General features: G+C 68.6%; 26 protein-coding genes. 8 read left to right on the top strand and 18 right to left on the bottom strand.

Annotated elements, in window-relative coordinates; all coding sequences use genetic code 11:
- Nucleotides 1-123: 123 nt before the first annotated feature.
- From gshA to ABL843_RS10635, 8 genes are all read right to left on the bottom strand, one after another.
- A complete protein-coding gene (gene gshA / locus ABL843_RS10670) occupies nt 124-1,683 on the bottom strand; it encodes a glutamate--cysteine ligase (RefSeq protein WP_126024194.1) in 1,560 nt (519 codons plus the stop codon).
- Between the two features lie 137 nt (nt 1,684-1,820).
- A complete protein-coding gene (locus tag ABL843_RS10665; RefSeq protein WP_418119835.1) occupies nt 1,821-2,138 on the bottom strand; it encodes a putative quinol monooxygenase in 318 nt (105 codons plus the stop codon).
- A 33-nt stretch (nt 2,139-2,171) separates the two neighbouring features.
- A complete protein-coding gene (locus ABL843_RS10660) occupies nt 2,172-2,834 on the bottom strand; it encodes an alpha/beta hydrolase (RefSeq protein ID WP_369658778.1) in 663 nt (220 codons plus the stop codon).
- A 153-nt stretch (nt 2,835-2,987) separates the two neighbouring features.
- Nucleotides 2,988-3,992, bottom strand: coding sequence for a Bug family tripartite tricarboxylate transporter substrate binding protein (locus tag ABL843_RS10655; protein WP_418119834.1), 1,005 nt, complete (start codon nt 3,990-3,992; stop codon nt 2,988-2,990).
- A gap of 82 nt (nt 3,993-4,074) precedes the next feature.
- Nucleotides 4,075-5,259 (bottom strand): FAD-dependent oxidoreductase, encoded by a 1,185-nt coding sequence (locus ABL843_RS10650; RefSeq protein ID WP_418119833.1) that lies wholly within the window; start codon nt 5,257-5,259, stop codon nt 4,075-4,077.
- Nucleotides 5,256-6,446, bottom strand: a complete 1,191-nt coding sequence (locus ABL843_RS10645; RefSeq protein WP_418119832.1) for an aromatic amino acid transaminase — start codon at nt 6,444-6,446, stop codon at nt 5,256-5,258. The genes ABL843_RS10650 and ABL843_RS10645 overlap by 4 nt, the downstream gene beginning before the upstream one ends.
- A gap of 38 nt (nt 6,447-6,484) precedes the next feature.
- On the bottom strand, nt 6,485-7,423 hold the full coding sequence (locus tag ABL843_RS10640; protein ID WP_418119831.1) for a tryptophan 2,3-dioxygenase: 939 nt from the start codon (nt 7,421-7,423) through the stop codon (nt 6,485-6,487).
- 81 nt (nt 7,424-7,504) lie between these two features.
- Complete coding sequence (locus tag ABL843_RS10635; protein WP_418119830.1) at nt 7,505-8,410, bottom strand: AraC family transcriptional regulator; 906 nt, start codon at nt 8,408-8,410, stop codon at nt 7,505-7,507.
- Nucleotides 8,411-8,611: 201 nt separating this feature from the next.
- On the opposite strand from ABL843_RS10635, the gene ABL843_RS10630 reads away from it, so the two are divergent.
- The gene (locus ABL843_RS10630; protein WP_418119829.1) at nt 8,612-9,085 is read left to right on the top strand and encodes a Fur family transcriptional regulator; all 474 of its coding nucleotides are present in this window, start codon (nt 8,612-8,614) and stop codon (nt 9,083-9,085) included.
- 6 nt (nt 9,086-9,091) lie between these two features.
- Here ABL843_RS10630 and zigA read toward each other — a convergent pair whose 3' ends face one another.
- Nucleotides 9,092-10,285: a zinc metallochaperone GTPase ZigA gene (gene zigA, locus ABL843_RS10625; RefSeq protein ID WP_418119828.1), complete on the bottom strand. Its 1,194-nt coding sequence runs from the start codon at nt 10,283-10,285 to the stop codon at nt 9,092-9,094.
- Nucleotides 10,286-10,386: 101 nt separating this feature from the next.
- Between zigA and ABL843_RS10620 the strand changes: the two genes are divergently transcribed.
- Complete coding sequence (locus ABL843_RS10620) at nt 10,387-10,995, top strand: GNAT family N-acetyltransferase (protein WP_418119827.1); 609 nt, start codon at nt 10,387-10,389, stop codon at nt 10,993-10,995.
- Here the strand turns inward: ABL843_RS10620 and ABL843_RS10615 are convergent.
- From ABL843_RS10615 to ABL843_RS10605, 3 genes are all read right to left on the bottom strand, one after another.
- On the bottom strand, nt 10,989-11,711 hold the full coding sequence (locus ABL843_RS10615; RefSeq protein WP_418119826.1) for a DUF899 family protein: 723 nt from the start codon (nt 11,709-11,711) through the stop codon (nt 10,989-10,991). The genes ABL843_RS10620 and ABL843_RS10615 overlap by 7 nt on opposite strands.
- A gap of 100 nt (nt 11,712-11,811) precedes the next feature.
- Complete coding sequence (locus tag ABL843_RS10610; RefSeq protein ID WP_184636246.1) at nt 11,812-12,714, bottom strand: SDR family NAD(P)-dependent oxidoreductase; 903 nt, start codon at nt 12,712-12,714, stop codon at nt 11,812-11,814.
- 53 nt (nt 12,715-12,767) lie between these two features.
- Nucleotides 12,768-13,637 carry a helix-turn-helix domain-containing protein gene (locus ABL843_RS10605; RefSeq protein WP_418119825.1) on the bottom strand — a complete coding sequence of 290 codons (870 nt, stop codon included), beginning with the start codon at nt 13,635-13,637 and terminating at the stop codon, nt 12,768-12,770.
- A gap of 68 nt (nt 13,638-13,705) precedes the next feature.
- Between ABL843_RS10605 and ABL843_RS10600 the strand changes: the two genes are divergently transcribed.
- Complete coding sequence (locus tag ABL843_RS10600) at nt 13,706-14,365, top strand: glutathione S-transferase (RefSeq protein ID WP_418119824.1); 660 nt, start codon at nt 13,706-13,708, stop codon at nt 14,363-14,365.
- Here ABL843_RS10600 and ABL843_RS10595 read toward each other — a convergent pair.
- A complete protein-coding gene (locus ABL843_RS10595) occupies nt 14,362-15,264 on the bottom strand; it encodes a LysR family transcriptional regulator (RefSeq protein WP_184636240.1) in 903 nt (300 codons plus the stop codon). The genes ABL843_RS10600 and ABL843_RS10595 overlap by 4 nt on opposite strands.
- A gap of 131 nt (nt 15,265-15,395) precedes the next feature.
- Between ABL843_RS10595 and ABL843_RS10590 the strand changes: the two genes are divergently transcribed.
- Both ABL843_RS10590 and ABL843_RS10585 read left to right on the top strand, forming a co-directional pair.
- Entirely contained in the window at nt 15,396-16,724 is a 1,329-nt protein-coding gene (locus ABL843_RS10590) for an MFS transporter (protein ID WP_418119823.1), read from the top strand.
- A gap of 44 nt (nt 16,725-16,768) precedes the next feature.
- The gene (locus tag ABL843_RS10585) at nt 16,769-17,872 is read left to right on the top strand and encodes a M14 family metallopeptidase (protein ID WP_418119822.1); all 1,104 of its coding nucleotides are present in this window, start codon (nt 16,769-16,771) and stop codon (nt 17,870-17,872) included.
- 17 nt (nt 17,873-17,889) lie between these two features.
- Here ABL843_RS10585 and ABL843_RS10580 read toward each other — a convergent pair whose 3' ends face one another.
- The 4 genes from ABL843_RS10580 to ABL843_RS10565 all read right to left on the bottom strand — a co-directional run bounded on the left by ABL843_RS10580 (nt 17,890) and on the right by ABL843_RS10565 (nt 19,998).
- Nucleotides 17,890-18,690 carry an enoyl-CoA hydratase/isomerase family protein gene (locus ABL843_RS10580; RefSeq protein ID WP_418119821.1) on the bottom strand — a complete coding sequence of 267 codons (801 nt, stop codon included), beginning with the start codon at nt 18,688-18,690 and terminating at the stop codon, nt 17,890-17,892.
- A 31-nt stretch (nt 18,691-18,721) separates the two neighbouring features.
- Nucleotides 18,722-19,144 (bottom strand): hypothetical protein, encoded by a 423-nt coding sequence (locus ABL843_RS10575; RefSeq protein ID WP_126024179.1) that lies wholly within the window; start codon nt 19,142-19,144, stop codon nt 18,722-18,724.
- A gap of 75 nt (nt 19,145-19,219) precedes the next feature.
- Nucleotides 19,220-19,492, bottom strand: a complete 273-nt coding sequence (locus tag ABL843_RS10570; protein ID WP_126024178.1) for a DUF2164 domain-containing protein — start codon at nt 19,490-19,492, stop codon at nt 19,220-19,222.
- On the bottom strand, nt 19,489-19,998 hold the full coding sequence (locus tag ABL843_RS10565; protein ID WP_369658792.1) for a GNAT family N-acetyltransferase: 510 nt from the start codon (nt 19,996-19,998) through the stop codon (nt 19,489-19,491). The genes ABL843_RS10570 and ABL843_RS10565 overlap by 4 nt, the downstream gene beginning before the upstream one ends.
- A 90-nt stretch (nt 19,999-20,088) precedes the next feature.
- Between ABL843_RS10565 and ABL843_RS10560 the strand changes: the two genes are divergently transcribed.
- Nucleotides 20,089-21,276, top strand: a complete 1,188-nt coding sequence (locus ABL843_RS10560) for a lactonase family protein (RefSeq protein WP_418119820.1) — start codon at nt 20,089-20,091, stop codon at nt 21,274-21,276.
- A 40-nt stretch (nt 21,277-21,316) separates the two neighbouring features.
- Nucleotides 21,317-21,529 (top strand): hypothetical protein, encoded by a 213-nt coding sequence (locus ABL843_RS10555; RefSeq protein ID WP_418119819.1) that lies wholly within the window; start codon nt 21,317-21,319, stop codon nt 21,527-21,529.
- Between the two features lie 137 nt (nt 21,530-21,666).
- Here ABL843_RS10555 and ABL843_RS10550 read toward each other — a convergent pair whose 3' ends face one another.
- The gene (locus ABL843_RS10550; RefSeq protein ID WP_418119818.1) at nt 21,667-22,323 is read right to left on the bottom strand and encodes a hypothetical protein; all 657 of its coding nucleotides are present in this window, start codon (nt 22,321-22,323) and stop codon (nt 21,667-21,669) included.
- Nucleotides 22,324-22,540: 217 nt separating this feature from the next.
- On the opposite strand from ABL843_RS10550, the gene ABL843_RS10545 reads away from it, so the two are divergent.
- On the top strand, nt 22,541-23,962 hold the full coding sequence (locus ABL843_RS10545; protein WP_418119817.1) for a lactonase family protein: 1,422 nt from the start codon (nt 22,541-22,543) through the stop codon (nt 23,960-23,962).
- Nucleotide 23,963: the final 1 nt, after the last annotated feature.

Genomic DNA, 23,963 nt, shown 5'->3' with positions numbered 1-23,963 from the left:
TGCCGTTGTTCGTTGCCGCGCCGGGCTTGCCTTGCCCGGGCGGCAGCGTGGCGTTTTACCCCAGAAAGCGGCCGCGGGGCAGCTTCGGCGCGGCGAGCCCAGTCGCCAGCGTGTCAGCGGCGCTCAGGCAGCGACCGGAGTGCGGCTGCGTGGCATGCCCAGGCGCGCGGGCGAGACGTACTGCTCGCGGTAGATCTCGAAGGGCATGGTGTCTGCCGCCTCGATGCGCTTCTGCTCCTGGATGGACTCGGCCGTCATCCGCTCGAACTCGGCCTGCTGGGCCGCCGAGAACGGCAGGTCCAGCAGCGTGGCGCGGGTCTGCTCGGAGCGGGCGCGCACGAAACCGACGAAGGAGTTGGCGTGTTCCTTCTCGATGGCCGCCAGCACGCGGGCCGAGGGCAGGCTGTCGGGGTTGCGCAGCGCGGCGCCGGCGGCGCGCACCGCGTCGGCATGCGCCGTGCCGCTGCCTTGCGCCGCGTCGAGCGCGGCGGCGATGGGCAGGCACTGCCCGACCAGCTCCAGGCCCCAGTCGGCTAGCGTCACCTCGGCGCCGTTGCGCCGCAGCTTCAGGCCCGGCTCGCGGCCGCGCGCGGCGGTGAGATGCTGGTTCTGCGCGAGGTCGGCGATTTCCTGCGGCGTGTCGTCGGGGCTGTCGCTCAGCAGGCAGTGCAGCAGGAACACATCGATGAAGCGCATGGTCTGCGCGTTGATGCCGACGGTCTCGAAGGGGTCGAGGTCCATCAGGCGCACTTCGACGTACTCCACGCCGCGCTCGCGCAGCGCGTGCAGCGGCCGCTCGCCGGGGTTGATCACGCGCTTGGGGCGGATGGTGCCGTAGAACTCGTTCTCGATCTGCAGCAGGCTGGTGCCGAGCTGGTTGTAGTCGCCGCCCAGGTTGCGGATGCCGATGGCCTCGTAGGCCGGCCACGGGCGGGTGAGCGCGTCCTGCAGCGAGGCGGCATAGCCTTCGAGGCTGTTGTAGCTCACGGCCAGCGAGGCCTGCGCGTCGCTCTGGTAGCCCAGCCGGCCCATGCGCAGAGAGGTGCCGTGCGGCATGAACATGCTGCCGTCGCCCAGCGGCTGCAGCTCGTGCGGGCGGCCCGCCACGAAGCTCGAACACAGCGCAGGCGAGGCGCCGAACAGGTACAGCAGCAGGAAGGCGTGGCGGCGGAAGTTGCGGATGAGCGCGAAATACTCTTCGCTCGACACCTCGGGCAGCGACCAGTTGTAGTGGATGCCCGAAATCGTCTGCATGCGCCGGCCGTAGCGGTGGCTCAGGCCCATGCGGTAGACGCTCTTGGCACGGCCCACGTTCGAGGAGCCGTAGCGGCCGATCGGAATGGTCTCGTCAGTCGGCAGGCCGCAGGGCATGCTCGACACCCAGAGGCGCTCGTCGCCCAGTCCGTCGAGCACGCGGTAGGTGAACTGGTGCACCCGCGTGAGTTCCTCGACGGCCGAGTCGACGTCCGCGTGCACGCCCGTGATGAGTTCGAGCTGCGATTCGCTGAAGTCGGTCGTGATGTGCGGATGCGTGAGCGCGGAGCCCAGTGCGAGCGGATGCGGCGTCAGCGCAAGCTTGCCGTCGGGCAGCGCGCGCAGGCTCTCCTTCTCGATACCGCGTCGCATGCCCTTCAGTCGTGCGGCTGAAAGTGCACCCAACCTCTCCTGCAATCTGTTGCTCATATTGTTATGACCCATCAATCTTCTGAGGGGCTGGAAGGTAGCACGGGCAAGCGGGCACTGCTCGTGCAGGGAATCCCGGGGCTGGTTACCCTGTTGTGCGCTATGTTTTTGATAGCTGCCGGCGTTCCGGACGCGGTTCAGGCCTTGGCCTGGCCTGCCGAGAGGTCGATCTCTTCCGAGCGGTAGACGTGGATCTCCGGTGTGCCCTCCGCCATCGCCGAAAGCGCCTTGGCGAACGCGCGCGAGGCGTCCACGCGGAAGTGGGCCTGCAGCGCGCCCATGTCGCTCCAGCGCTCCACGAAGGTCAGGCGCAGCGGCTCCTGCGCGTCGGTCGAGACTTCATGCGAGATGCAGCCGGGCTCGGAGCGCGAGCGCAGCACGTGCTCGGTGCTGATGGCGAGCATCGCCTGCAGGGTATCGGGCTTGGCCAGTGCGTGGCCGATGACGAGGATCATGTTGCGGCTCCTTCGTGCGAGCATTGATCTGGTTCAGCCGAGCACCCGCAGCAGGAAGCGGTTCAGGTCGGCGACTTCTTCCATGCACACCGAGTGCGCCATGTCGTATTCGTGCCATTCGACGGCGTAGCCCAGCGCGGAAAGCGCCTCGCGCGTGCGCACGGCCGCCGCGTAGGGCACCACCGGGTCTTGCCGGCCGTGGGCGAGGAACACCGGCGTCTCGTGGTTGGCCGCGTGGCGCTCGGCCGCGGTGGTGGCGGCGATCGGCAGGTAGCCCGAGAGGCCGACGACGCCGGCCAGCCGCTCGGTGTGGCGCAGGCCGGTCATCAGCGCCATCGCGCAGCCTTGCGAGAAACCCGCCACCACGATGCGCCCGGCCACGATGCCCCGGGCCTTCTCGTTGGCAATGACGGCCTCGATGGTCGCCTGCGAGCGGCGCAGGCCGGCTTCGTCTTCCTGTGCCTCGAGGTCGGGCACGACGATGTCGTACCAGGCCGGCATCCGGTAGCCGCCGTTGATGGTCACGGGCATCACGGGTGCGTTGGGGAACACGAAGCGCACCGGCCCCACGGCCGACAGGTCGAGCTCGCCGGCAATGGGCACGAAGTCGTTGCCGTCGGCACCGAGGCCGTGCATCACGATCACCGTGGCGGTGGGGTTGGGGGCGGTTTCGATCTCGATGGGTGGACGGGACATGGTCGGGCGAAGGTATTCAGGAACGCGGATGCCCGGACCTTAGCGCATCCCGGCGCCACCGGAGCCGCGGAAACGGCCGGTAGACCGACTTGCACGAGGTTTCGATGTAAAGCCCCGCCGTTACTTCCCCGGGCGGAACTCGGGCGATTCCTGCTATTCGGCCTTGATGCCCACGGCCTTCACGATCTGCGCATAGCGCTCGTACTCGGCCGACACCTGCGTCTGGAACTGGCGCTGCGCATACCCCGTGGCCTCGATGCCCTGCGCCGCGAGTTCGGCGCGTGCGGCCGGTGCCTGCACGATGCGCCCGGCCTCCGAGGCGATGGCGTCCAGCACCGGCTGCGGCGTGCGCGCCGGCGCGAAGAGGCCGAACCACGTGCCCGAGCGATATCCCTTGTAGCTCTCGGCCACCGTCGGCACCTCGGGCAGCAGCGCATGGCGCTTCTCGCCGCTGGTGCCCAGCGCCACCAGCCGGCCGCTGCGGATGTGCGGCAGCGCAGGGCCGACGGCGATGAACATCACGTCGACCTGCCCCGCGATCACGTCCTGCATGCCCAGCGGGCCGCCGCGGTAAGGGATGTGGGTGACGTAGATGCCCGCCTTCTGCTTGAGCAGCTCCATGCTCAGCTGCTGCGGACTGCCGTTGCCGGCGGAGGCGTAGTTGATGTGACCGGGCCGGGCCTTGGCCGCGCGCACGAAGTCGGCCACCGTGCGAAAACCCGTCTTCGGATTGGCAACCAGCACGAAGTCGATCTGCCCCAGCGACACCACCGGCACCAGGTCGCGCCGCGCGTCGTAGGGCAGCCCGGCCTGGATGTTGGGGAGGATGGTGATGGGCCCGTCGGCGCCCACCAGCAGCGAATAGCCGTCCGGCTGCGCCTTGGCCAGCCCGTCGGCCGCCAGGATGCCCGCCGCGCCCGCGCGGTTGTCCACGACCACCGGCTGCTTCCACTGCTCCGAAAGGCGCTGCCCCAGGTAGCGTGCCAGCACGTCGGGCGAGCTGCCGGGCGTGTTCGCCACGGTGATGTGCACGGGCTTCGACGGATAGGCGCCAGCCGCCGGCTGCGCCTGCGCCTGCGCCGCCATGGTCAGCGAAGCACACGCCAGCAGCACAAAGGCGGGTTTCAGCAGCTTCGACAAGGAGAGATGGGCACGCATGGCGAACTTTCGATTGCAGAAGACAAAGGGCGCGATTCTGTCGCGCCCTCGCCCGCAAGCGAACGACCCATTTGTCAGATGCTTAGGCCGGTTCCGGCATATGCGGCACCGCGAACCCCGCCAGCTGGCGGTAGAAGGCATCGACCTGCTGCTGCGCGCCCTCGCGCATCGCCACGTTGCGCCGGGCGCAGCTTTCGGCGTCTTCCACGGCGCCGGCCTCGCCCACCTTGCGCGAAGCCTCCTGCACGAAGCGGCACATCGGATGGCGGCGCTCGCCGAAGGCCTGCAGCGTGGCTTCGGCGATGCCGTGGCGCGCGAGCATGTCGGCCAGCACCACCGCGTCTTCCACCGCCATCGCCCCGCCCTGCCCCATGAAGGGCGTGGAGGCATGCGCCGCATCGCCGATCAGCAGCACGCGACCCGCATGCCAGGGCAGCGGCGCCTGCACTTCCTCGACGGCCGTGTAGAGCACCTCGGAATCCGCGCCGAGCTGGTCGAGGAACTGCCGCGCCGGCCCGCCGAACTCGGCGAAGCGCTCGCGCATCTGCCCGGACCAGCTCTCCTTCGGATACCAGCGCCCCGCGGGCTCGGCGACCGTGCCGAAGATATAGAGCCTGTCGTCGCTGATCGGCATGATGCCCAGCCGCTTGCCGATGCCCATCATCATGATCTTGGCGTCCAGCTCGCGCGGCCGCTCGTGCACGCTGCGCCACACGCCGAAGCCCGAGTAGCGCGGCGCGAGCGCGCCGGACACGGCCTCGCGCACCTGCGAGCGGATGCCGTCGGCGCCGACGACGAGGTCGAAGCGCCGCGCCCTGCCGTCGGAGAACACGACCTCGGCACGATCGCCGCCGGCCGGCGCGTCGATCTTCGCCACCGTCGTCGCCAGCCTGATCTCCACGCCCAGCAGGTCGAGCTGCGCGGCCAGGATGCGGTGCATCTCCGAGCGCTTGATGCCCACGATGGGCGCCTCGCCGCCGCTGGAACACGGATAGAAAACGTCGACGATGGGCTCGCCGCGATGGTCCAGGTAGACGTTGCGTCCGTCCTCGATGGCGAAGCCCGCGCCCAGGATCTCCGGCAGCACGCCGACGCGGCGCAGCGCCTCCAGCCCGTTGCCGTAGATGAAGATGCCCGAGCTCTGGAAGCGCCATTCGGCCTGCTTCTCGACCAGCGTCACGCCGAAGCCCTTGCGGGCCAGCGCGATGGCCGCCGAGCAGCCCGCGATGCCCGCGCCGACGATCAGGATGCTGCAGACCGGCTTCATCGGGTTTCTCCGCCGGAACACACCTCGGCCAGTGCCTCGCACACATGGGAGATGTTGGAAGCATTGAGCCCCGCGACGCAGATGCGTCCCGACGACACCACGTACACCCCGAAGCGCGAGCGCAGTGCCTCGATCTGCGCGGCCGACAGCCCCGAGTAGCTGAACATGCCGTTCTGCGCGACGAGGAAGCCGAAGTCGCGCCCCGGCAGTGCCTCGCCCAGCTTGCGGTGCAGGCTGGTGCGCACCTCGCGCATGCGGCCGCGCATCGCATCGAGTTCGGCGCGCCACTGCGCATTCGATGCCGGACTGGACAGCACCGCCTCAACCAGCGCCGCACCCAGCGCAGGCGGGCACGAATAGCTGCGGCGAATCGCCAGCTTGAGCTGCCCCAGCAGCCGCGCCTTGTCGGCCTTGGGCGCATGCACGCCCAGCGCGCCGACGCGCTCGCCGTACAGCGAGAAGATCTTCGAGAACGAACTCGCCACCAGGCAGGCGATGCCGTGTCGCACGCATTCGCGCACGGCCCAGGCGTCCTCGTCCACGCCGTGCGCGAAGCCCTGGTAGGCCACGTCGAAGAAGGGCAGCAGGCCGCGTTGCTCGATCACGTCGAGAAGCGCGTGCCACTCGGCCTGGGTCGGATCAACGCCGGTCGGGTTGTGGCAGCAGGGATGCAGCAGCACCACGCTGCCGGCCTGCAGCTTCTGCAAGGCGGAGACGGCGCCGTCGAGGTCGAAGCCACCGGTCTCCTTCGCATAGTACGGGTAGCTTTCGACACGGAAGCCCGCGCCAGCAAAGATCGCGGCGTGGTTGGCCCAGGTCGGGTCGGGCATCCAGATCGCGGCATCGGGCAGCACACCCTTCAGGAAATCGGCGCCCACCTTCAGCGCACCGGTGCCGGCGACGGTCTGCACCACCACGATGTCGTCGGCGTTCTTGCCGAAGACCAGTTCGCGCACGGCATCGCGGTAGGCCTCGCCACCCTCGGTCGGCAGATAGACGCTGGGCCCGCGAGCCCCAACGCCCGCCTCGCGCGCAGCCCGCACCGATTCGAGCACCGGCACCTGCCCCGCTTCATCGCAGTAGATGCCGATGCCGAGGTTCACCTTGAACGGCCTCGGGTCGGCCTTGTAGACCTCGAAGAGGCCGAGGATGGGGTCGTCGGCATAGGCCGGCAATTGGTCGAACACGAAAACTCCTGGGAAGGAAGAAAGGAAGCGAGAAAAGCTCAGAGCTGGGTCCGCACCGACCAGAGCTCGGGAAAGAACCGGTGGTCGACCACGCTGCGCAGCCAGCCCACGCCGGCCGAGCCGCCCGTGCCGGGCTTGAAGCCCAGGATGCGCTCGACCGACACGAAGTGCCGCCAGCGGTATTGCGAGAACACGTCGGCGATGTCCATCAGCGCCTCGCCGAGGCGGTAAAGCTCGTTCTCGGGCGTCGGGTCGCCGTACACCCAGAGCCACGCGGCCTCCACGCCCGGGTTGGGCACATAGGGCGCCGACCAGTCGCGCGACAGTGCCTCGGGCGGCACGGCGATGTCGCGGCGGTGCAGCAGCGCCAGCACGTCGTCGTACAGGCTCGGCGAATTCAGCGCGCGCTCCATGTAGGGCCACACGTCGGGGTTGTTGGCATGCGCGCGTGCCAGCGGCACCGACTTGTTGCCGAGGATGAATTCCACGTGCCGGTACATGTACGACTGCTGGCCCGAGGCGACACCCAGCGTGTTGCGGAACTGGTTGAACTCGTGCGGCGTGATGGTCGAGAGCACATCCCAGGTCTTGCCGAGGAATTCGAGCAGCGCCCGCACGCGCGGCACCAGCTGCAGCGCGCCGGCCACGTCGTCGGCCCGGATGCGCGCCTGCATGTTGACCAGCTCGTAGTGAATGGCCTTGAAGCTCAGCTCCTTGCAGTGGGTGATGCACATGAAGACCATCTCGTCGTGGCCTTCGCTGCGCATGTGCTGCAGGCTCAGCAGCAGGTCGTTGCGCTGGTGCTCCAGGTAGGGGTTGCTCGCGCCCTCGAAGGCGGTGAGCGGCTCGCCGTCGGTGTCGCGCGCGGTGGCAGCGCGCTGGGCGTTGTCGCCGGTGGCGATGGGCTTCACCAGCGACAGCTCGAGCGCGGGGTTGCGGACTTCGGGAACGACTCTCTTGCGTGAGGTGGTGGCCATGCGCCGATTGTTCGGCTGGCGGGTGGCGGCTTCAACCTCCGGCAGGCCGGATTTGGGCACCGGGCGTACGGGGCAGTGGGTTCAGTCCGTTTCGGCCCGGCGCACGTAGGCGCTCGGCGTCATGCCCGTCCAGCGCTGGAACGCGCGCGAGAAGGCCTTTTCCGACGCATAGCCGACCGCCTCGGCCACCTGGTGCAGGCTCAGCTGCCGGTTCTTGAGTTTCTCGGCGGCCAGCGTCATGCGGTAGGAGCCCAGGTAGTGCATGGGCGTCACGCCCACCAGCGCGCGGAAGCGCTCGCTGAAGACGGTGCGCGACAGGTAGCTGGCCTGCGCCAGCGAGGCCACCGACCACGGATGCCCGGGCCGCTCGTGCATCAGCGAGATCGCGCGGGCGATGCTCTCGTCGTCCAGTCCGCGCAGGCTGCCGAACTTTTCGCCGTGCTCCTGCGCCTGCGGCTGGGCATAGAGGTGCTCACAGAGGATGTGTACCAGCAGCAGGTCGGCCATGCGCGCCGCCGACAGCTGCCAGCCCGGGCGCTGGGTGATGGTCTCGTTCACCAGCGTTTCCATGGCCTGCGCGAGCGAGGCGGTGGTGGGAATCTGCGCCTGCCGCAGCACGATCAGCGGCGGCAGGCTGCCGATGATGGAGCCCAGCCCCTGCGCGGGCATCCACAGGTGCAGCGAGAAGAGCTCGGTGGCCGGGCCGCCTCCGCCGTGCGAGAAGACGATGGGGTGGTCGCCATGCCGGCCGACCGAGTGCGCCTCGATCAGCGAGCGGAAAGGCACCGGCTCCAGCCCCGGCGCGGACGACACGGTATGCGCCCCGCCCTGCGGCAGCATCGCGATGTCGTGCGGCGCCACCTGCACCGGCTCTGCGCCGTCCACCGCGATCCAGTACGGCGCCCCGGTGCACATGCGGATCAGCGGGCCGGCCACGCCGGTGGAGTGCAGTGACCAGGGGGCCGACAGCGAGAAGCGCGCGGTCACGGCTCTTTCGGACCTGTATGTCGCAAGCACGTGGCTGAGTACGTCGCCGCCCCGCTCTGTGTCCATGCTGTTCGTGCCGCCCGGTGGTCTGTCTGTCTCGACGATGGCGGCGATTATCTGGCATGCCAGGCGGGCGATTCGGCCGCCCGCTGTCCACGCCGCCCCGGGATGCAACACAATGGCGTTTCGCAAGAAGACCTCATGAAGACCCCGACCTCGCACCCGAAGCCCCCGCGCGCCGCCCCGTTCGACAGCGAAACGCTGCTGCGCAAGAACGGCCTGCGCGTGACGCGCGCCGCCCAGACCGTGCTCGAGCTCCTGGAGCACAGCTCGCAACCCCTGACGCACGAGGAAGTGGCAGCCGCCTACACCGCCGCCACCGGCGAGGCGCCCGATCGGGTGACGGTCTACCGCGTGCTCGACCGGCTGGTCGAGGCCGGCCTGTGCGACCGCCGCGTGGGCGCCGACCGCGTCAACCGCTTCTCGCGCCACGTGGAGGCCGAGTCGGGCAACACCTTCGAATGCGACCAGTGCCACAAGGTGCTGGCGCTGCCTTCCGACCCGGAGCTACCGAAGGTGATGGGCCGGTTGGGGCGAGCGCTGCGCAAGCAGGGCATCGATACGCGCCACACCGCATTGACCCTCCACGGCACCTGCGGCGACTGCGCCAGATAGCGCGCCTCAGACGTTCCAGGACGGGAACGGATCCGGGAAGTTCTGCCACCACGAGGCGCCGAAGCGCATCTCGTCTTCGGTGAGCAGGCAGGCGTCCAGCCGGGCGCGCAGCGCCTCTTCGTCCATGCCGATGCCGATCAGCACCAGCTCCTGGCGGGCATCGCCGGTGGCAGGGTCCCAGTTCTTGCGGATGAGCTCCAGCGCATCCGGATCGGTCGGCCAGTGCTCGCGCGGCACCGCCGCCCACCAGAAGCCCGCCACGCCGTAGCGGCAGGCCCCGCCGGCCTGCGACCACGAACCCGCGCGCGTGGCGCGGCTGGCGAGCCAGAAGAAGCCCTTGGAGCGCACCACGCCCTCCCACTCGCTCTGCACCAGCTTCCAGAAGCGCATCGGGTGAAACGGCAGCCGCGAGCGGTAGACGAAGCTGCGGATGCCGTATTCCTCGCTCTCGGGCACATGCTCGCCGCGCAGCTCGGCCAGCCAGCCGGGCGCCCGCTCGGCCTGCTCGAAGTCGAAGAGGCCGGTGTCGAGCACGCGGTCGAGCGCCACGCGGCCGAACTCCGACACCTCGATGCGCGCACGCGGATTCAGGCTGCGCAATATCGCCATCAGCCGCTCGCGCTCCTCGGGCGTGACGAGGTCGGTCTTGTTGACCACCAGCACGTCGCAGAACTCGATCTGCTCGATCAGCAGGTCGACCACCGTGCGCGTGTCTTCGTCGCCCAGCGACTGCCCGCGCTGGCCCAGGCTGTCGGGCGAGCCGTAGTCGCGCAGGAAGTTGAAGGCGTCGACCACCGTCACCATGGTGTCGAGCCGCGCCACGTCCGACAGGCTCTTGCCGTCCTCCCCGGCGAAGGTGAAGGTCTCGGCCACCGGCAGGGGTTCGGAAATGCCGGTGGACTCGATCACCAGCTGGTCGAAACGCTTTTCCTTCGCCAGGCGCCGCACCTCGACGAGCAGGTCCTCGCGCAACGTGCAGCAGATGCAGCCGTTGCTCATTTCCACCAGCTTCTCGTCGGTGCGCGAGAGCTCGGCACCCCCATTGCGCACCAGCGCCGCGTCGATGTTGACCTCGCTCATGTCGTTGACGATGACCGCAACGCGCCGGCCTTCGCGGTTGTGGAGGATGTGGTTCAGCAGCGTGGTCTTGCCGGCGCCGAGGAAGCCGGAGAGCACGGTAACGGGGAGGCGGTCGGCCATGGGGATTGGCTCCATATATGCAACAGGATTGCATTATATGAATCCAATGCAACTGCGTTGCGTTTTCTGCCACACCGGGGCCTTCGCCTACCATCGGCGGCATGACCGCCCTTTCCGATTTCTCCGCCTCGCCCTTGCAGCTCGTCTGGCCCTCGCGGGAACATCTCCCCAGCTACATTGCGGCGCTGGAGCGCGGCTGGTCGCCCAACAACCTCCGGCCCGAGGCCGGCCTGGAAGAGCTTGCCCAGATCCGCATCGACCCCGCGCGCTTTCTGGCCAGCCTCGTCGACCCGGAAGCCAAGGGCCCGCCCGTCTCGCTGCCCGATGGCGGCACCGTGCCGCGCCTGCCGGGCTTCCGGCGCTGGATGTGGGACGGCGAGTTCTGCGGCAGCATCCAGCTGCGCTGGCAGCCGGGCACCAACTCCCTGCCCGCCTACTGCCTCGGCCACATCGGCTACGCCGTGGTGCCGTGGAAAAGCGGCAAGGGCTACGCCAAGGCCGCGCTGCGCGCCCTGCTGCCCGAGGCGCGCGCCAGGGGCCTCGACCAGGTGGAAATCACGACCGACCTCGCCAACATCGCCTCGCAGCAGGTGATCCGCGCCAACGGCGGCGTGCTGGTGGAAGAATTCGTCAAGCTGCCCGCGCTTGGCGGCACGCCGGAGCTGCGCTTCCGCATCGATGTACGCGGGCTCGCCCCGGCCGCTCAGTAGGCCAGCTTCGGATACCAGTCCGCCCCTCGGCCCTCGGGCGTCATGTCGAACAGGTTCCAGATCGGCATCGGATCGGGCGCGCCGCGGGGGTCCTGCCCCGGGTCTGAAGCTCCGGCGCCCATTTCGCCGGCCCAGAAATGACGGATGGTTCCGTCGCTCTCGCGCCGGAACACGTTGAACGCAGGGTTGTCGCCGCTGTCGGGCGTCTCGCCCGCATAGTCGCGGTTGAAGGTGTTGCCCGCCGACGAATACAGCGGCAGGTAGCGCCAGCCGCGCTCGGCGGCAAAGGCCGTCATCCGGGCGATGGGCGAAGTCGCGATCACCGCGAAAGCCACGCGCTGCAGGATGTCGGGCATCTCGCCGTCGTAGGCGCTCAACAGCGACGTGCACATCGGGCACGGGCGCTCGCGCTTCGGGCCGAACATCCAGTTGTAGGTGATGAGCGTGCCGTGCCCGCCGAAGAGCCCGGAAAGCCGCACCGGCCCTTCCCTGCCTTCGAAGAGATAGTCCTGCGGCACCACGCCGCCGGGCGGCAGCTCGCGCCGCTGCTGCGCCACGCGCTCCAGGTGGCGGCGCAGTTCGATCTCCTCGGCCAGGAGCGCCGTGCGGGCCTCGCGGTATTCGGCGCTCTCGTTGGGAAAGCGCACCGGGTTGGCCCTGGCCAGTTCGATGGCGGGCTTGAGCTGTGGCCGGGCCGGGGATGTCTGGGTCGCCATGGATCGCCTCCGGAAGAACAAACGATGAACGAGATTTCCTCACCGCGCGGCCGCCTGCACCTGTCAGCATTTGCCTGCTTCGGCCGCCGTCCCTGGCCTGCTACATCTCGAAAGGCGGAACCTGCCTGCCATCGATGTCGGTGAAACTGTATTCGCGCGCCAGGTCGCCCACGCGCAGCACCTCGCCGCTCCTGTCCATCACCATCGGGTCGCCGGCCAGCGCCGCGATGGCCCGCCCCACGTAGCGCGGCGACTCGGTGCGCGACAGTTCGGGGCGCTGCTGCCAGTGGGCCTCGTCGGTCTTGTGGCCGGCCAGCACGAACTCGGTGCGCATCCAGCCGGGCGACACCGCCACCGAGGCCACGCCGTGCGGCTTCAGGTCCTGCGCCATGCCGAAGGCCAGCCGCGTCATCGATGCCTTGGCCAGGTCGTAGAAGAGGCTGCCGCGCATGTAGTGGCCTCGGTCCCAGAAAGTGGTGGTGACGATCAGGCCCTTCTTCGCCCGCACCATCAGCGGCGCGGCGCAGCGGCTGGCCAGCAGGTGGTTGCGCACGCCGCGGTCGAACATCGAGTCCCAGTTCGACAGCGGGTGTTCCCAGAACGGCGCCTCGAACACGCCGGTGAAGGTCTCGTGGCCGCCCCAGGCGTTGTTCACCAGCAGGTCGATTCGGCCGGCCTCGCGCTCGACCCGGGCGAAGAGCGCGGAGACCTCCTCTTCCTTCGTGTGGTCGCAGCGCACCGCGATGCCGCGCCCGCCCATGCGCGAGACCTCGTCCGCCGTGTCGTCGATGCTGCCGGGCACCGTCGCCATGTCGGAGAGGGCCAGCAACTGGCCGTAGGTGTCGGCGGGCCGCTCGCGCGTGCTGCGGCCGGTGACGTACACGGTGGCGCCGGCAGCGCCCAGTTCGATCGCGATGCCGCGCCCTGCGCCGCGGCTCGCGCCGGTCACCACCGCCACGCAGTCCTTCAGCGGCCGGCCTGGCGTCTTTTCTTCGTCGTTCATCCTGATGGCTCCTTTGATCCTTTTGCCTGAGAGCGGATGAAGATAGCCAGCGCTCAACCCGCCGTCTTGGAAGAACCCGAAACCGCCTGGTCGAGGAACTCGGTCGGCGTGACGCCGCACAGCGCGCGGAACTCGTTGACCAGATGCGACTGGTCGTAGAAGCCGCCCTCCAGCGCCACCTCGGCCCAGGCCGGCGAAGGCTGCTGGCGCAGTGCGCGCAGGCAACCGTGCATGCGCGCGAGCCGGCTCCAGGCGCGCGGCGAAAGCCCCACGTGGGCATGGAAGAGCTGCTGCAGGCGCCGCTCTCCGACGCCCACGGCCGCAGCCACCTCGCGCAAAGGGCGCCGCCCACCGGAGCCTGCGATGAGTTGCGCCGCGCGGATGGCAGCAGCGTTACCCCCGGCATCGTCATCGCGGAGCCCGCGCAGCAGCGCGGCCTGCAGCAGCGCCACCCGCGCCGCATCGTCACGCGCTTCGGTCATGCGTTCGAGCAGTTCCGCGCCTTCGCCACGCCAGAGCTCGTCGAGATGCACCGCCGTGCCGCCGATCTCTCCGGCCGGCAGTCCCAGCAGTGCGGCGGCGGCACCGGGGCGGAGGGTGACGGAAAGGCCCTCCACCTTCCGCCGCATGCGCAACATGACCGGCGTGATCGAGGCGCCGATGGCTTCCACCGCCTGCCCCTGCTCGTCCCCGACGAAGGGCGCATCGCCGAAGTTGAAGATCAGCCGCACAGCGCCGTCAGGCAACACCCGCTCGCGTACCTCGTGGCCGTTGGCAAGGTTCTCGCGGCACAGCATGAGGTGCGAGACATGTCCGCGCAGCGCGGCCGCGACCGGAAACGCGCGCAGCGTGCCGGCGGGTGCACCCGATTCCGGCCCGTGCAGCGGGTCGTCGTCGAGCCGGAGGAAGAGGCGTTCACCCATGGGGCCCGATTGTCTGGAAAACGGCCGTGGCATGTCCGAAAATCGGCTGCTTCGCCTGTCCGGATCGAATGCCTCCCGCCCTGCCCGTTCTCTACTCGTTCCGCCGCTGCCCCTATGCGATGCGCGCCCGCCTCGCGCTGGTCGCCAGTGGCCAGCGGTGCGAGCTGCGTGAGGTGGCGCTGAAGAACAAGCCGGCCGACATGCTCGCGGCCTCTCCCAAGGGGACGGTGCCGGTGCTGGTCGCCGAGGACGGCGCGGTGCTGGAGCAGAGCCTGGACGTGATGCTGTGGGCGCTGCGCCGCAGCGATCCGCACGGCTGGCTCCAGCCAGAGACCGGCACGCTGCAGGACATGCTCGCGCTGGTCGCCGCCTGCGACGAGGGCTTCAAGCCTCAGCTCGACCGCTACAAGTACCCCGACCGGCATGCGGACGGCGACGAGCCCGCACGCGAGCGTGGCGCGGCTTTCCTGCGCGATCTCGAAGCCCGGCTCTCGACCTCGGCGAACCTGGCCGGCACCCGCACGACACTGGCCGACGCCGCCCTCATGCCCTTCGTGCGCCAGTTCGCGATGGTCGACGCGGCATGGTTCGGCGCCCAGCCCTGGCCGCGCCTGCAGGCCTGGCTCTCGGGCTGGACCGCATCGGAACTCTTCGAGCGCGCCATGCACAAGTACGAGCCCTGGAAGCCGGGCGAGGCCGGCGTGGTCTTTCCTCCTGCCCAGGCCTAGGCAGCCACCGCCGCCGCCGAGGCCCGCTGGATGCATTCGACGAAATGCTGCGCGGCCGGCGTCAGCAACTGCCCGCGCCGCTTGATGACGCTCACGCTGAGCATCGGCAGCTCTTCCTCGATCTCCACGCGGCGGATGCCGTGGCGCTTGAATGTCAGCGTGGCCAGCGGCTCGACGAACAGGCCGACAAGATCCATCTGCCCCACCAGCGCCAGCGCCACCGTGACCGACTGCCCCTGGATCACCCGCGCCGGCGGCGGCAGCCCCAGCGGCAGCAGCGGCGACACGGCCTCGCGGCCGCTGAAGTGGTCGTCGCCCGGAAGGATCCACTCGGCCTTGTAGAGATCGCGGATCGAGCGGCTCGCGCGCAGCGGGTGGCGCTCGCGCAGGCCCACCACCAGCTTCACCGGAAAGAGTTCCATCGCCTCGAACTGCGGATCGAGCCGGCCCGGCACCACGTGCGCCACCGCGAAGTCGAGCGAGCCCTCGCGCAGGCGCGCCAGCATCCAGGGCAGCACGGTTTCGCTGAATTGCACATCGACGGCGGGCAGCCGCGCGTGGAAGTCCTTGAAGGCCACCGGCAGCACGGTGAGCGCGAAAGAGGTGCTGACGGCCAGCGCCACCTTGCCGGTGAGACCGTCGCGGATCTGTGCGATCTCGTCGCGGGCGCGCTGCATGTCGGCCAGCAGCAGCCGGGCGCGCGGCGCGAAGGCCTTGCCGAATTCGGTGAGCTGCACGCCCTTGACGCTGCGCTCCACCAGCGGCGCGCCGACCTCGCGCTCCAGCTCGCGCACGATCTTGGTGACAGCCGGCTGCGAGATGCCCAGCACGCGCGCAGCGGCACGGATGCTCAACTGCTCCACCACGGCCACGAAGGCATGCAGCTGGTTGGGTTTCATGAAAACCAAAAGTTATCTTAGAAGCCCAATTATTGTCTTTTCATGACAGCGGCGAATCTCTAGCATCCGGCGCGGCCAGGGCGTAGACCTTCGACCGACATTCCGAAAAGCAAAGCCAACACTGGAGACACATGAGCACCCCAAGCACCCGGCCCGCGCCGTCCTCGTCCCCCGCGCGCCGCCGCCAGACCATCGTGGCCACCACCATCGGCAACGGGCTGGAGTTCTTCGACTTCACCGTCTACGGTTTCCTGGCGCTCGTGATCGGCAAGCTGTTCTTCCCGACCTTCAGTTCCTACGGCCAGCTGCTGCTGACGGTGGCCAGCTTCGGCGTGGGCTTCATCATGCGGCCGCTGGGCGGCATCGTGATCGGCGCATACGCGGACCGCGCGGGCCGCAAGAAGGCCATGACGCTCACCATCTTCCTGATGGCGCTGGGCTGCGCCATGATCGCCTTCACGCCCACCTATGCAGCCATCGGCGTCGCGGCGCCCATCGTCATCGTGCTGGCGCGGCTCATCCAGGGCTTCTCGGCCGGCGGCGAGGTCGGCGCATCGACCACGCTGCTGGTGGAACACGCCACGCCGGCCAACCGCGGCTACATGGCGAGCTGGCAGTTCGCGAGCCAGGGCCTGGGCGTGATGCTCGGCGCCGTCGTGGTGGGCCTGCTGACCTTCACGCTGTCTGCCGAATCGATGCAGAGCTGGGGTTGGCGCATTCCCTTCGTCATCGGCATGCTGATCGCGCCGGTGGGCATGTACATCCGCCGCCATCTCGAAGAGTCGCTGCACATCTCGCCGCGGGAGGCCGCGGCGCCGCGCGAGAGCAGCCTGAAGATCGTCTGCACGCGGCACGGCAGGACGGTGCTGGCAGCCATTCTTTCGCTGGTCGGCGGCACCACGGCCGCGTATGTCGTGACCTTCTACATGCCCACGTACGCCGTGCGCGAGCTGGGCTTCACGCCCTCGGTGGCGCTCTTCGGCGCCGCGCTCACCGGCCTCATCTCCTTCGCCTTCGCGCCCTTCGTCGGCAAGCTATCGGACGTGGTGGGCCGCAAGACGCTGATCGTCTGGAGCCGCGTCGCGCTCGCCCTGCTGATCTATCCCGGCTTCCTGTGGCTGAACGCCTCGCCCACGCCCACGGTGCTGTTCGTGGTGCTCGGCGTGTTCAGCTTCGGCCTGGTCGTGCAGACGGTGCCCGGCATCACGATGCTGCCGGAGATGTTCCCGAAGGCGGTGCGCGCAAGCGGCATGTCGCTGGTGTACAGCGTGGGCGTGGCGCTCTTCGGCGGCTTCGCGCCCTTCATCAGCACCTGGCTGCTCAACGCCACGGGCAGCAAGCTCGCGCCGGCCTGGTACCTGGTGGCGATGACGGTGGTCTCGCTGCTGGGCCTGCTCTGGCTGCGCGACCATACGGGCCGCGACATCGACGCCGCCGGCGCCCATTCGGCATCGGCCTGACCCACGGCCTTCATCCCCATTCGAAGCACAGGAGTCCCCACCCCATGCAAGCACAACCCACCGCCGCCACGCGCTTCTTCTCGGGCACGTATGTCGAGGCCCGCGCCAAGTTCCTGGAGGCTGCCGCGCAGCGCGGCGCCACGGTCGAATCCTTCGTGATGGACGCGCACAGGGGCGCGCTAGGCGAAGAGCTGGCCACCGACGTCGCGCTGGTCGGCGCCATCGACGCGAAGAAGGTGCTGCTCGTGAGTTCGGGCACGCACGGCCCCGAAGGCTTCTGCGGCTCGGGCACGCAGATCGCCACGCTCAACGACGCGGACCTGCTCTCGCGGCTGGAGCAGGCCGGCGTCTCGCTGCTGCTGGTGCACGCGGTCAACCCGCACGGCTTCTCGCACCTGCACCGCACGAACGAAGACAACATCGACCTGAACCGCAACCACATCGACTTCAACGCGCCGCTGCCGGTGAATGCCGAGTACGCCGATGTCGAGCCGCTGGTGCTGCCCGCCACCTGGCCGCCGACGCCCGCCGACGAAGCGGCCGTGGCCGCCTACGTCGAGAAGCACGGCATGCGCGCCTTCCGCGCCGCCGTGACGCGCGGCCAGTACACCTCGCCCGACGGTCTGTTCTACGGCGGCACCGCGCCTTCGTGGAGCAACAGGACCATCCGCAAGATCCTGCGCAAGTACGCCGCCTCGGCCACGCACCTGGGCTGGATCGACGTGCACACCGGCCTGGGCCCCTACGGCCACGGCGAGAAGATCTACCCCGGCCGCAACACGCCCGAAGACCTGGCGCGGGCTCACGACTGGTGGGGCGCCGACGTGTTCGCGCCCTTCGCCGGCGACTCGGCCTCGGCCGACGTGTCGGGCCCTGTGATTTCCACCGCGTACGACGAATGCCCCAACGCGAAGATCGCGCCCATGGGCCTCGAATTCGGCACCCTGCCCGACCTGGAAGTGCTCGACCGCCTGCGCGCCGACACCTGGCTGCGCCGCCACCCCGAGGCGCCGGAAGCGCAGAAGCGCGAGATCCGCACGCGGCTGCGCGACGGCTTCTACTGCGACAACGACGAGTGGAAGGGGATGATCCTCGGGCAGACGCGGGTGGTGCTGCTGCAGACGCTGCAGGGATTGCGCAAGGCCTGAGGCCGGCCGGTCTTTGTTCAGCCGAAGTTGGGCGCGCGCTTCTCGCGCAACGAGGCGACGCCCTCGCGCACATCGGCCCCCGCGAAGCCCATGAATTCGAGCGCCAGCGAAGCATCGAAGGTCGGGCCGGCCTGCCGCAGCCAGTTGTTCAGCGCGTACTTGGTGAAGCGGATCGCGCTCTGGCTGCCGGCCGCGAGCCGGTCGGCCACCTCGTAGGCGCGGGGCAGCAGGTCGGCCTCTTCCACCGCGAGCGACACGAGCCCGATGCGCTCGGCCTCCTCGCCGCTCACCGGCTCGCACAGCAGCAGGTGGTACTTGGCCTTGGCCATGCCGCACAGCAGCGGCCAGACGATGGCGGCGTGGTCGCCCGCCGCCACGCCCAGGCGGGTGTGGCCGTCGACGATCTTCGCGTTCTTCGCGGCGATGGAGATGTCGGCCAGCAGCCCCGCCACCAGGCCCGCGCCCACCGCCGGGCCGTGCATGGCGCTCACGATGGGCTTGTCGCAGTTGACGATGTTGTAGACGAGGTCTCGCGCCTCGCGCCACACGCGCTGGCGCACCGCGTCGTCGGTGGTCATGTCCTGCACCATGGCGAGGTCGCCGCCGCCCGAGAAGCCCAGCCCCTCGCCCCGCAGCACCGCGCAGCGCACGCTGTCGTCGGCCGACACGTCGCGCCAGATCTCGGCGAGTTCGCGATGGCCGTCGTGGCCCGCCGTGGGCAGCTTGCCGTTGGCCGCCAGCATCCGGATGTCGAGCACCCCGCCGTTCGCGCCGCGGCGCTCGATGGCGAGGGTCTTGTAGCGGGCGGCGTAGTCCATGGCGGGTGTCTCTTTCTTTCGTCTCTTTGGGCTATTTCCTTGCCGCCAGCTCCCGGCAGCGCTGCACGTTCGCGTCGAAGCGCGAGGCCAGCCCGGGCTCGCACTCGTCGGACGGTGCGAGCCGGCACATGCCGACCACAGCGTAGTCCATCACCGCCGCCGTGCACATCGGGTACGCCGCGAGCTCGGGATTGGCCTTGCTCTTGAAGCCCCAGCGCTCCGAGAACTGCACGGTGCGGACCATCGCGCCGTGGAAGAAGCTTCGGTCTTTCGCGGCGATGGCCGCCTCCATGCGGGGCAGTTCCTCGTTCAGGTAGCCGACCGAGTCGAGCGGAAAGCCCGACGGGTCCTGCTGTGCGGTGGCGAAGGAAGCGGCGAGCACGAAGGGCAAGGCCGCAAGGGCGCGCAAAACGGAAGGAGTCGCGCGGCTTTGGGAGGTGCGGTGGAGGTGCATGGCCGCGAATTCTGCAACGTTTTGAAGCATTTCTGAACTCGCCACGATGCGCGGGCGCTACGCTGGCAGGCTTCGCTAGCGGCCTTTCTTCTGCTTGTCGAATTTGCGCCAGTACTGGAATTCGTCCTCGTGCACCTCGAGGTCGATCTCCGAAACGCGCGCCTGCAGCCGCTCCTGCACTTCGGCCACCGCCCGGTTGTAGACCAGCGGCCCGATCTCCTCCAGGAAGAAACCGAGCAGCGCACCCGCCGCGACGTTGCCGATGGGCTCTTCCATGTTCTCGCGGAAATAGCGCTCGATGGAGGTGATGGCCTGCTGGCGGGCTTCCTTCGGTATCTCGATGGTCATGACTGGGCTCGCAGATGAGATCGGTCGATTGTGCCGCTCGGAGCATCCGTGGCAGGCTTGGCGACGAAGCCGCGCTCCACGTCACCTCTGAAGCCGACAGCCTCGTAGAGGCCATGCGCCTCCTCGCGCGCCACGCCGGAAAGCAGCAGCACCTTGCAGCAGCCCTGCTGCCAGGCCAGATCGAGCGCATGCTGCAACACCAGCCGCGCGAGCCCGCGCCGGCGGAAGGCCGCGGCCGTGATGACGTGCTCGATGACGCCGATGCGCCGTCCGCCACTGGCGAGATTAGGAATCGTCGCGAGCATGCAGGTCGCGCCGAGCGTTTCCGCTATTTCGGCGACGACGACACAGGCATGCGGGTCTTCCACGATTTCGCGCCACAGGCGCTGCGCCTCATCCGGCGACAGCACCGGATCATTCGGGCGGAGTTCGGCATACAGCGCCTGCACCGCTGGCAGATCGACCATAGTGGCAGCACGGACGAGGGCGGTCGGCGTCTGATTCATAGCAAAGATCAATGGTTGCCGCATTCTTGCCGCATTCGCCCAGCCCTTCGCTACCATGCGCGCTCACAACAACACACACCGGAGACACCCATGAAGTTGCGTTCCACCGCGCTCGCGGCCCTTGCCCTTGCGCTCGTCGCGGGCTGCACGAACCTCACCCCAACGCTGCCCCAGCGCCAACTGATGCTGGTGGCGAACGACGAGAAGCAGTCGTGGAACGACGCCGGCGCAGTGATCCTCGGCCCGATGGGGCGCGACACGGTGCAGGTGCTGGACATCGGCACCGATCCGCTGGCGCCCAAGGTGCTCGGCACGCTGCAGTTGGACAACACCATCGCCGGCCCGCCGACGAACCTCGCGATCACGCCCGGCGAGACGCTGGCGCTGGTCGCCAACTCGCTCAACGTGGTCGAGGACAACGGCGCGCGCAAGCAGGTGCCCGACAACCGGCTCTTCGTGATCGACCTGACCACCACGCCGCCCAAGCTGCTCGACACGCTGCAGGTGGGCAGGCAGCCCTCGGGCCTGTCGATCAACCGCGCGGGCGACCTGGCGCTGGTGGCCAACCGCGCCGACAACTCGGTGAGCGTGCTGCGCATCTCGGGCAAGAAGGTGGCGCTGGTCGACACCGTGGCCATGGGCGACTCGGTGGCGCACGTGCGCTTCACGCCCGACGGCAAGCGCGCGCTGGCGGCCAAGTTCCCGAGCCACAAGATCGCGCTGCTCGACGTGAACGGCGAGAAGGTCAGCTACAACAAGGTCGACCTCGCCGCGGGCCTGTGGCCCTACAACCTCGACGTGACGCCCGACGGCAAGCTCGCGCTGACCGCCGACAACGGCAACTCGGGCGCCTCCGACGGACAGGTCGACACGGTCAGCGTGATCGACATGGAAGCCGCGCCGCCGCGCGTGGTCGACAAGGTGGTCGTCGGCGACGGCCCCGAGGGCCTGGCCGTGAGCCCGACCGGCAAGCATGCGGTGGCCGTGATCCTGCGCGGCAGCAACGCGGCGAAGAACGCCTACTTCTACAACCGCAACGGCTCGGTGGTGCTGCTGAAGATCGACGGCAAGAAAGTCACGCGCGCCAACGAGGTGGTGGTGCGCGGGCTGCCGGAGGGTGCGGTGTGGAGCGCCGATGGCAGGTATCTGTACGTGGGCAACTTCATCGACCAGGACATCACGATCCTGAGGCTCGATGGCGACACGCTGGTGCCGACGGGCCAGTCGTTCCAGCTGCAGGGCCATCCGGCCGCGATGCGCGGGAAAATGACGCACTGATTTCCCGCCCCCCCTCACTCTCCCGGACAACGACGAAGCCATGGCGCAACCCAAACGACAACTCCGCACGCTCGAACGCGGCATCCTCTGCCTGGTGATCAGCGTCGCCGTCCTGCTGGGGCCGCGCTTCCTCCAGGGCACGCGCTGGTTCGAGATGGTGGCGGGGGCCTATCTGGTGGGCTGGTTCGCATTGGTGCTGGGCATCGCGCTGATCGTGGTCGAGCTGGTGAAGCTGGGCAGGAAGCGCGAGTAGGGAAAAAATCCGCAGCGCGGCGGGCTGGCGCAGCAGCATCTGCCAACGGCACGAAACGGCGCGCCCCTGTGGACGATCATGAACTGCCGTGGGAAGACAGCTCAGCCGCATTCAACCCACAGGACCGCGACAGTTGGTCATCTTGGATCGATGACATCGAACTCGAACTGCACCGGGGCGGAGTCTTCGACGTAGGCGGTGATCAGGTAGTGGCCGGGAGGATCGCCCTCGACCACATCCCAGGACTTCGCAATGGTGCCGTCGTGGATGGTCAAGGTCACGTCCAGCGAAAGAGTCTTGCGGTCCGCCGACATGCCGTAAGGCTGGCCGCCGGTGCCCCATGTCTTCGGGGTTTCCGGCAATGTCATGCGTTCGAGAACGCGGACCTTGCCGGTCTTCCGGTTGAGCTTCAGGATCCAGCCGTAGTTCTGGTTGATCGTCCGGGGGACGGTGTTCGAAGCCTTGAAATCCAGCACGTCGTTGTTCGGCGCCAGCTTGAAGAGGCCGAAGACCGCATCGAGCGGGCACGTCCCATTCGCTATCGGGGCGTTGGCGCAAGCCTTGAACACGGCGGCATTCGATTCGGAAACGGAGCCATGCGACGCGGCGGGGTTCGGGAAGTCGCTGGAACCGCGCGGGGTGGCTCCCGCGGTTTGAGCGCCGGTGTGGGTGCACGCGGCCGCAGTGAAAAGAACGAGAAGGTGGCGAATTTTTTTCATGGCAAATGAGCTCGGCAAATGGGCTCGGCAAACGACCAAGGCCTGCATCATGATCCAGTTGGCCCACAGCGGCATCCGGCGGCGGATTCAAGCGGTCGTTCCACGCTAGGCGATGGACGGCAGCCCCGGACTGGTTGCCGTCAGCCGGTATGGCCTGCTGACATCCGGCGCGGCAGCGGATGCTGTTCATAGGCACGGCCATCGGGCATGCGGATGGCGGCCAGTCGCGGGGCGTGCAAATGGAAGCGTGTCCCGATAACATCGCGGCCACATTTGTTTCCCAAAGAAAAAAATGCCGCCGCTGCCCCCTCGCACCCGCCTGAGCCTCGCCCTGGCCATCGCCGTGCCCTTGATGCTTGCATCATGCGGCGGGGGCGGAGGCGGCGGCTTCTCCTTCGCGCCATTTCCTGCAGCCAACGGCGGCGGAGGCGACGCACCACCTCCTCCTGCGCCGCCCCCGGGCGCGCCGAAGTTCACCGTCGGCGGCACCGTCACTGGCCTGGCAGGCAGCGGGCTGGTGCTGCAGAACAACGCGGGCGACGACCTGGCCATAGGCGCCGATGGCAGCTTCAGCTTCGCCACTTCGCTGGACGACGGTGCCGACTACGGCGTGACCGTGAAGACGCAGCCCACGGCGCTGCAGGTCTGCGTTGCGAAACAGGCCTTCGGGACGGTGGCGGGGGCGGCAGTGAACTCGGTGAGGGTCAATTGCTCGGAGGCCGGAGCCGATCGTTTCGGCTTTGCGGCCAACGAGCGATCGAATAATCTGACTGCATACACCGTTTCTGCGGATGGCAGTTTGTCGGCAGCCACTCCCGCTGCGTACTCCCTGGCAGGCACCCCCCAGCACGTGACAGCGCATCCCTCGGGGAAAAAGCTCTACGCCAGCATCTACGTCGGTACCCAAGGCGTCACCCAATACACCATCGATCCCGCCGGCACGCTGTCGCAGAACCTCAATATCACCACCGGCGTCGGCACGAGCCCGGTTTTTGTCGGCGTCGAACCCAAGGGGCGTTTTGCCTACGTGATCGGCGACGGGCAGATCCATCGGCTCAATATCGACGCCACCACCGGCGACCTCGACGGCAGCACGGCCGTGGCCGTGGCCGGCGGCAACAGCCGCAAGCTGGGTTTCGATCCCGACGGGCGATTCGCGTTCGTGCCCAACGGTGCGTCCATCGAGGTGTTCCGCCTGGACCAGGGCACCGGCGTTCCGATCTCGCCACCCGTGTCGGTCGCGCTGCCGGTCGGCGGCTTCGTCGACGTCGCGACCGAGCCCAGTGGCCGTTTCGCCTACGTGAGCACCGGCAACAACCCCGGCACCCTGTTCGCTTATTCCATCGACCAGACCACGGGCGCGTTGACTTCGATCGGCTCGGTGCCCTCCGGCAACACGCCCTTCGGCATGGCCATCGATCCGACCGGACGCTTCGTGTACGTTGCGAACCGGAACTCCCACGACGTCTCGGCCTACGCCATCAATCCACGAACCGGCGCGCTGACAGCGGTACCGGGCCAACCGTTCTCCGTCGGAGGCAACACGCCCAACTCCGTGACCGTGGATCGCACAGGCCGGTTCGCCTACACGGCGAACCAAGGCGACAACACGATCTCGATCTTCACGATCGACCGGACCACTGGCGCGCTCGCTCTGCAAACCGCGCGACCAGCCGGAGCCAACGGGCCGCAGTTCTTCGCGCTCACGAAGTAGG

Origin of the sequence: Variovorax sp. 350MFTsu5.1 (assembly GCF_048302515.1) — a bacterium.
Classification (GTDB): domain Bacteria; phylum Pseudomonadota; class Gammaproteobacteria; order Burkholderiales; family Burkholderiaceae_C; genus Variovorax; species Variovorax guangxiensis.
Note: the sequence above shows the minus strand (reverse complement) of the source record. Positions and strands in the feature narration are given on the sequence as shown.

Bases quoted from the DNA above. Each gene is read 5' to 3' on its own strand.
- gshA (WP_126024194.1), bottom strand. From the start codon at position 1,683: ATGAGCAACAGATTGCAGGAGAGGTTGGGTGCACTTTCAGCCGCACGA.
- ABL843_RS10665 (WP_418119835.1), bottom strand. From the start codon at position 2,138: ATGATCCTCGTCATCGGCCACGCACTGGCCAAGCCCGATACCCTGCAG.
- ABL843_RS10660 (WP_369658778.1), bottom strand. From the start codon at position 2,834: ATGTCCCGTCCACCCATCGAGATCGAAACCGCCCCCAACCCCACCGCC.
- ABL843_RS10655 (WP_418119834.1), bottom strand. From the start codon at position 3,992: ATGCGTGCCCATCTCTCCTTGTCGAAGCTGCTGAAACCCGCCTTTGTG.
- ABL843_RS10650 (WP_418119833.1), bottom strand. From the start codon at position 5,259: ATGAAGCCGGTCTGCAGCATCCTGATCGTCGGCGCGGGCATCGCGGGC.
- ABL843_RS10640 (WP_418119831.1), bottom strand. From the start codon at position 7,423: ATGGCCACCACCTCACGCAAGAGAGTCGTTCCCGAAGTCCGCAACCCC.
- ABL843_RS10630 (WP_418119829.1), top strand. From the start codon at position 8,612: ATGAAGACCCCGACCTCGCACCCGAAGCCCCCGCGCGCCGCCCCGTTC.
- zigA (WP_418119828.1), bottom strand. From the start codon at position 10,285: ATGGCCGACCGCCTCCCCGTTACCGTGCTCTCCGGCTTCCTCGGCGCC.
- ABL843_RS10620 (WP_418119827.1), top strand. From the start codon at position 10,387: ATGACCGCCCTTTCCGATTTCTCCGCCTCGCCCTTGCAGCTCGTCTGG.
- ABL843_RS10615 (WP_418119826.1), bottom strand. From the start codon at position 11,711: ATGGCGACCCAGACATCCCCGGCCCGGCCACAGCTCAAGCCCGCCATC.
- ABL843_RS10610 (WP_184636246.1), bottom strand. From the start codon at position 12,714: ATGAACGACGAAGAAAAGACGCCAGGCCGGCCGCTGAAGGACTGCGTG.
- ABL843_RS10605 (WP_418119825.1), bottom strand. From the start codon at position 13,637: ATGGGTGAACGCCTCTTCCTCCGGCTCGACGACGACCCGCTGCACGGG.
- ABL843_RS10600 (WP_418119824.1), top strand. From the start codon at position 13,706: ATGCCTCCCGCCCTGCCCGTTCTCTACTCGTTCCGCCGCTGCCCCTAT.
- ABL843_RS10595 (WP_184636240.1), bottom strand. From the start codon at position 15,264: ATGAAACCCAACCAGCTGCATGCCTTCGTGGCCGTGGTGGAGCAGTTG.
- ABL843_RS10590 (WP_418119823.1), top strand. From the start codon at position 15,396: ATGAGCACCCCAAGCACCCGGCCCGCGCCGTCCTCGTCCCCCGCGCGC.
- ABL843_RS10585 (WP_418119822.1), top strand. From the start codon at position 16,769: ATGCAAGCACAACCCACCGCCGCCACGCGCTTCTTCTCGGGCACGTAT.
- ABL843_RS10580 (WP_418119821.1), bottom strand. From the start codon at position 18,690: ATGGACTACGCCGCCCGCTACAAGACCCTCGCCATCGAGCGCCGCGGC.
- ABL843_RS10575 (WP_126024179.1), bottom strand. From the start codon at position 19,144: ATGCACCTCCACCGCACCTCCCAAAGCCGCGCGACTCCTTCCGTTTTG.
- ABL843_RS10570 (WP_126024178.1), bottom strand. From the start codon at position 19,492: ATGACCATCGAGATACCGAAGGAAGCCCGCCAGCAGGCCATCACCTCC.
- ABL843_RS10565 (WP_369658792.1), bottom strand. From the start codon at position 19,998: ATGAATCAGACGCCGACCGCCCTCGTCCGTGCTGCCACTATGGTCGAT.
- ABL843_RS10560 (WP_418119820.1), top strand. From the start codon at position 20,089: ATGAAGTTGCGTTCCACCGCGCTCGCGGCCCTTGCCCTTGCGCTCGTC.
- ABL843_RS10555 (WP_418119819.1), top strand. From the start codon at position 21,317: ATGGCGCAACCCAAACGACAACTCCGCACGCTCGAACGCGGCATCCTC.
- ABL843_RS10550 (WP_418119818.1), bottom strand. From the start codon at position 22,323: ATGCCGCTGTGGGCCAACTGGATCATGATGCAGGCCTTGGTCGTTTGC.
- ABL843_RS10545 (WP_418119817.1), top strand. From the start codon at position 22,541: ATGCCGCCGCTGCCCCCTCGCACCCGCCTGAGCCTCGCCCTGGCCATC.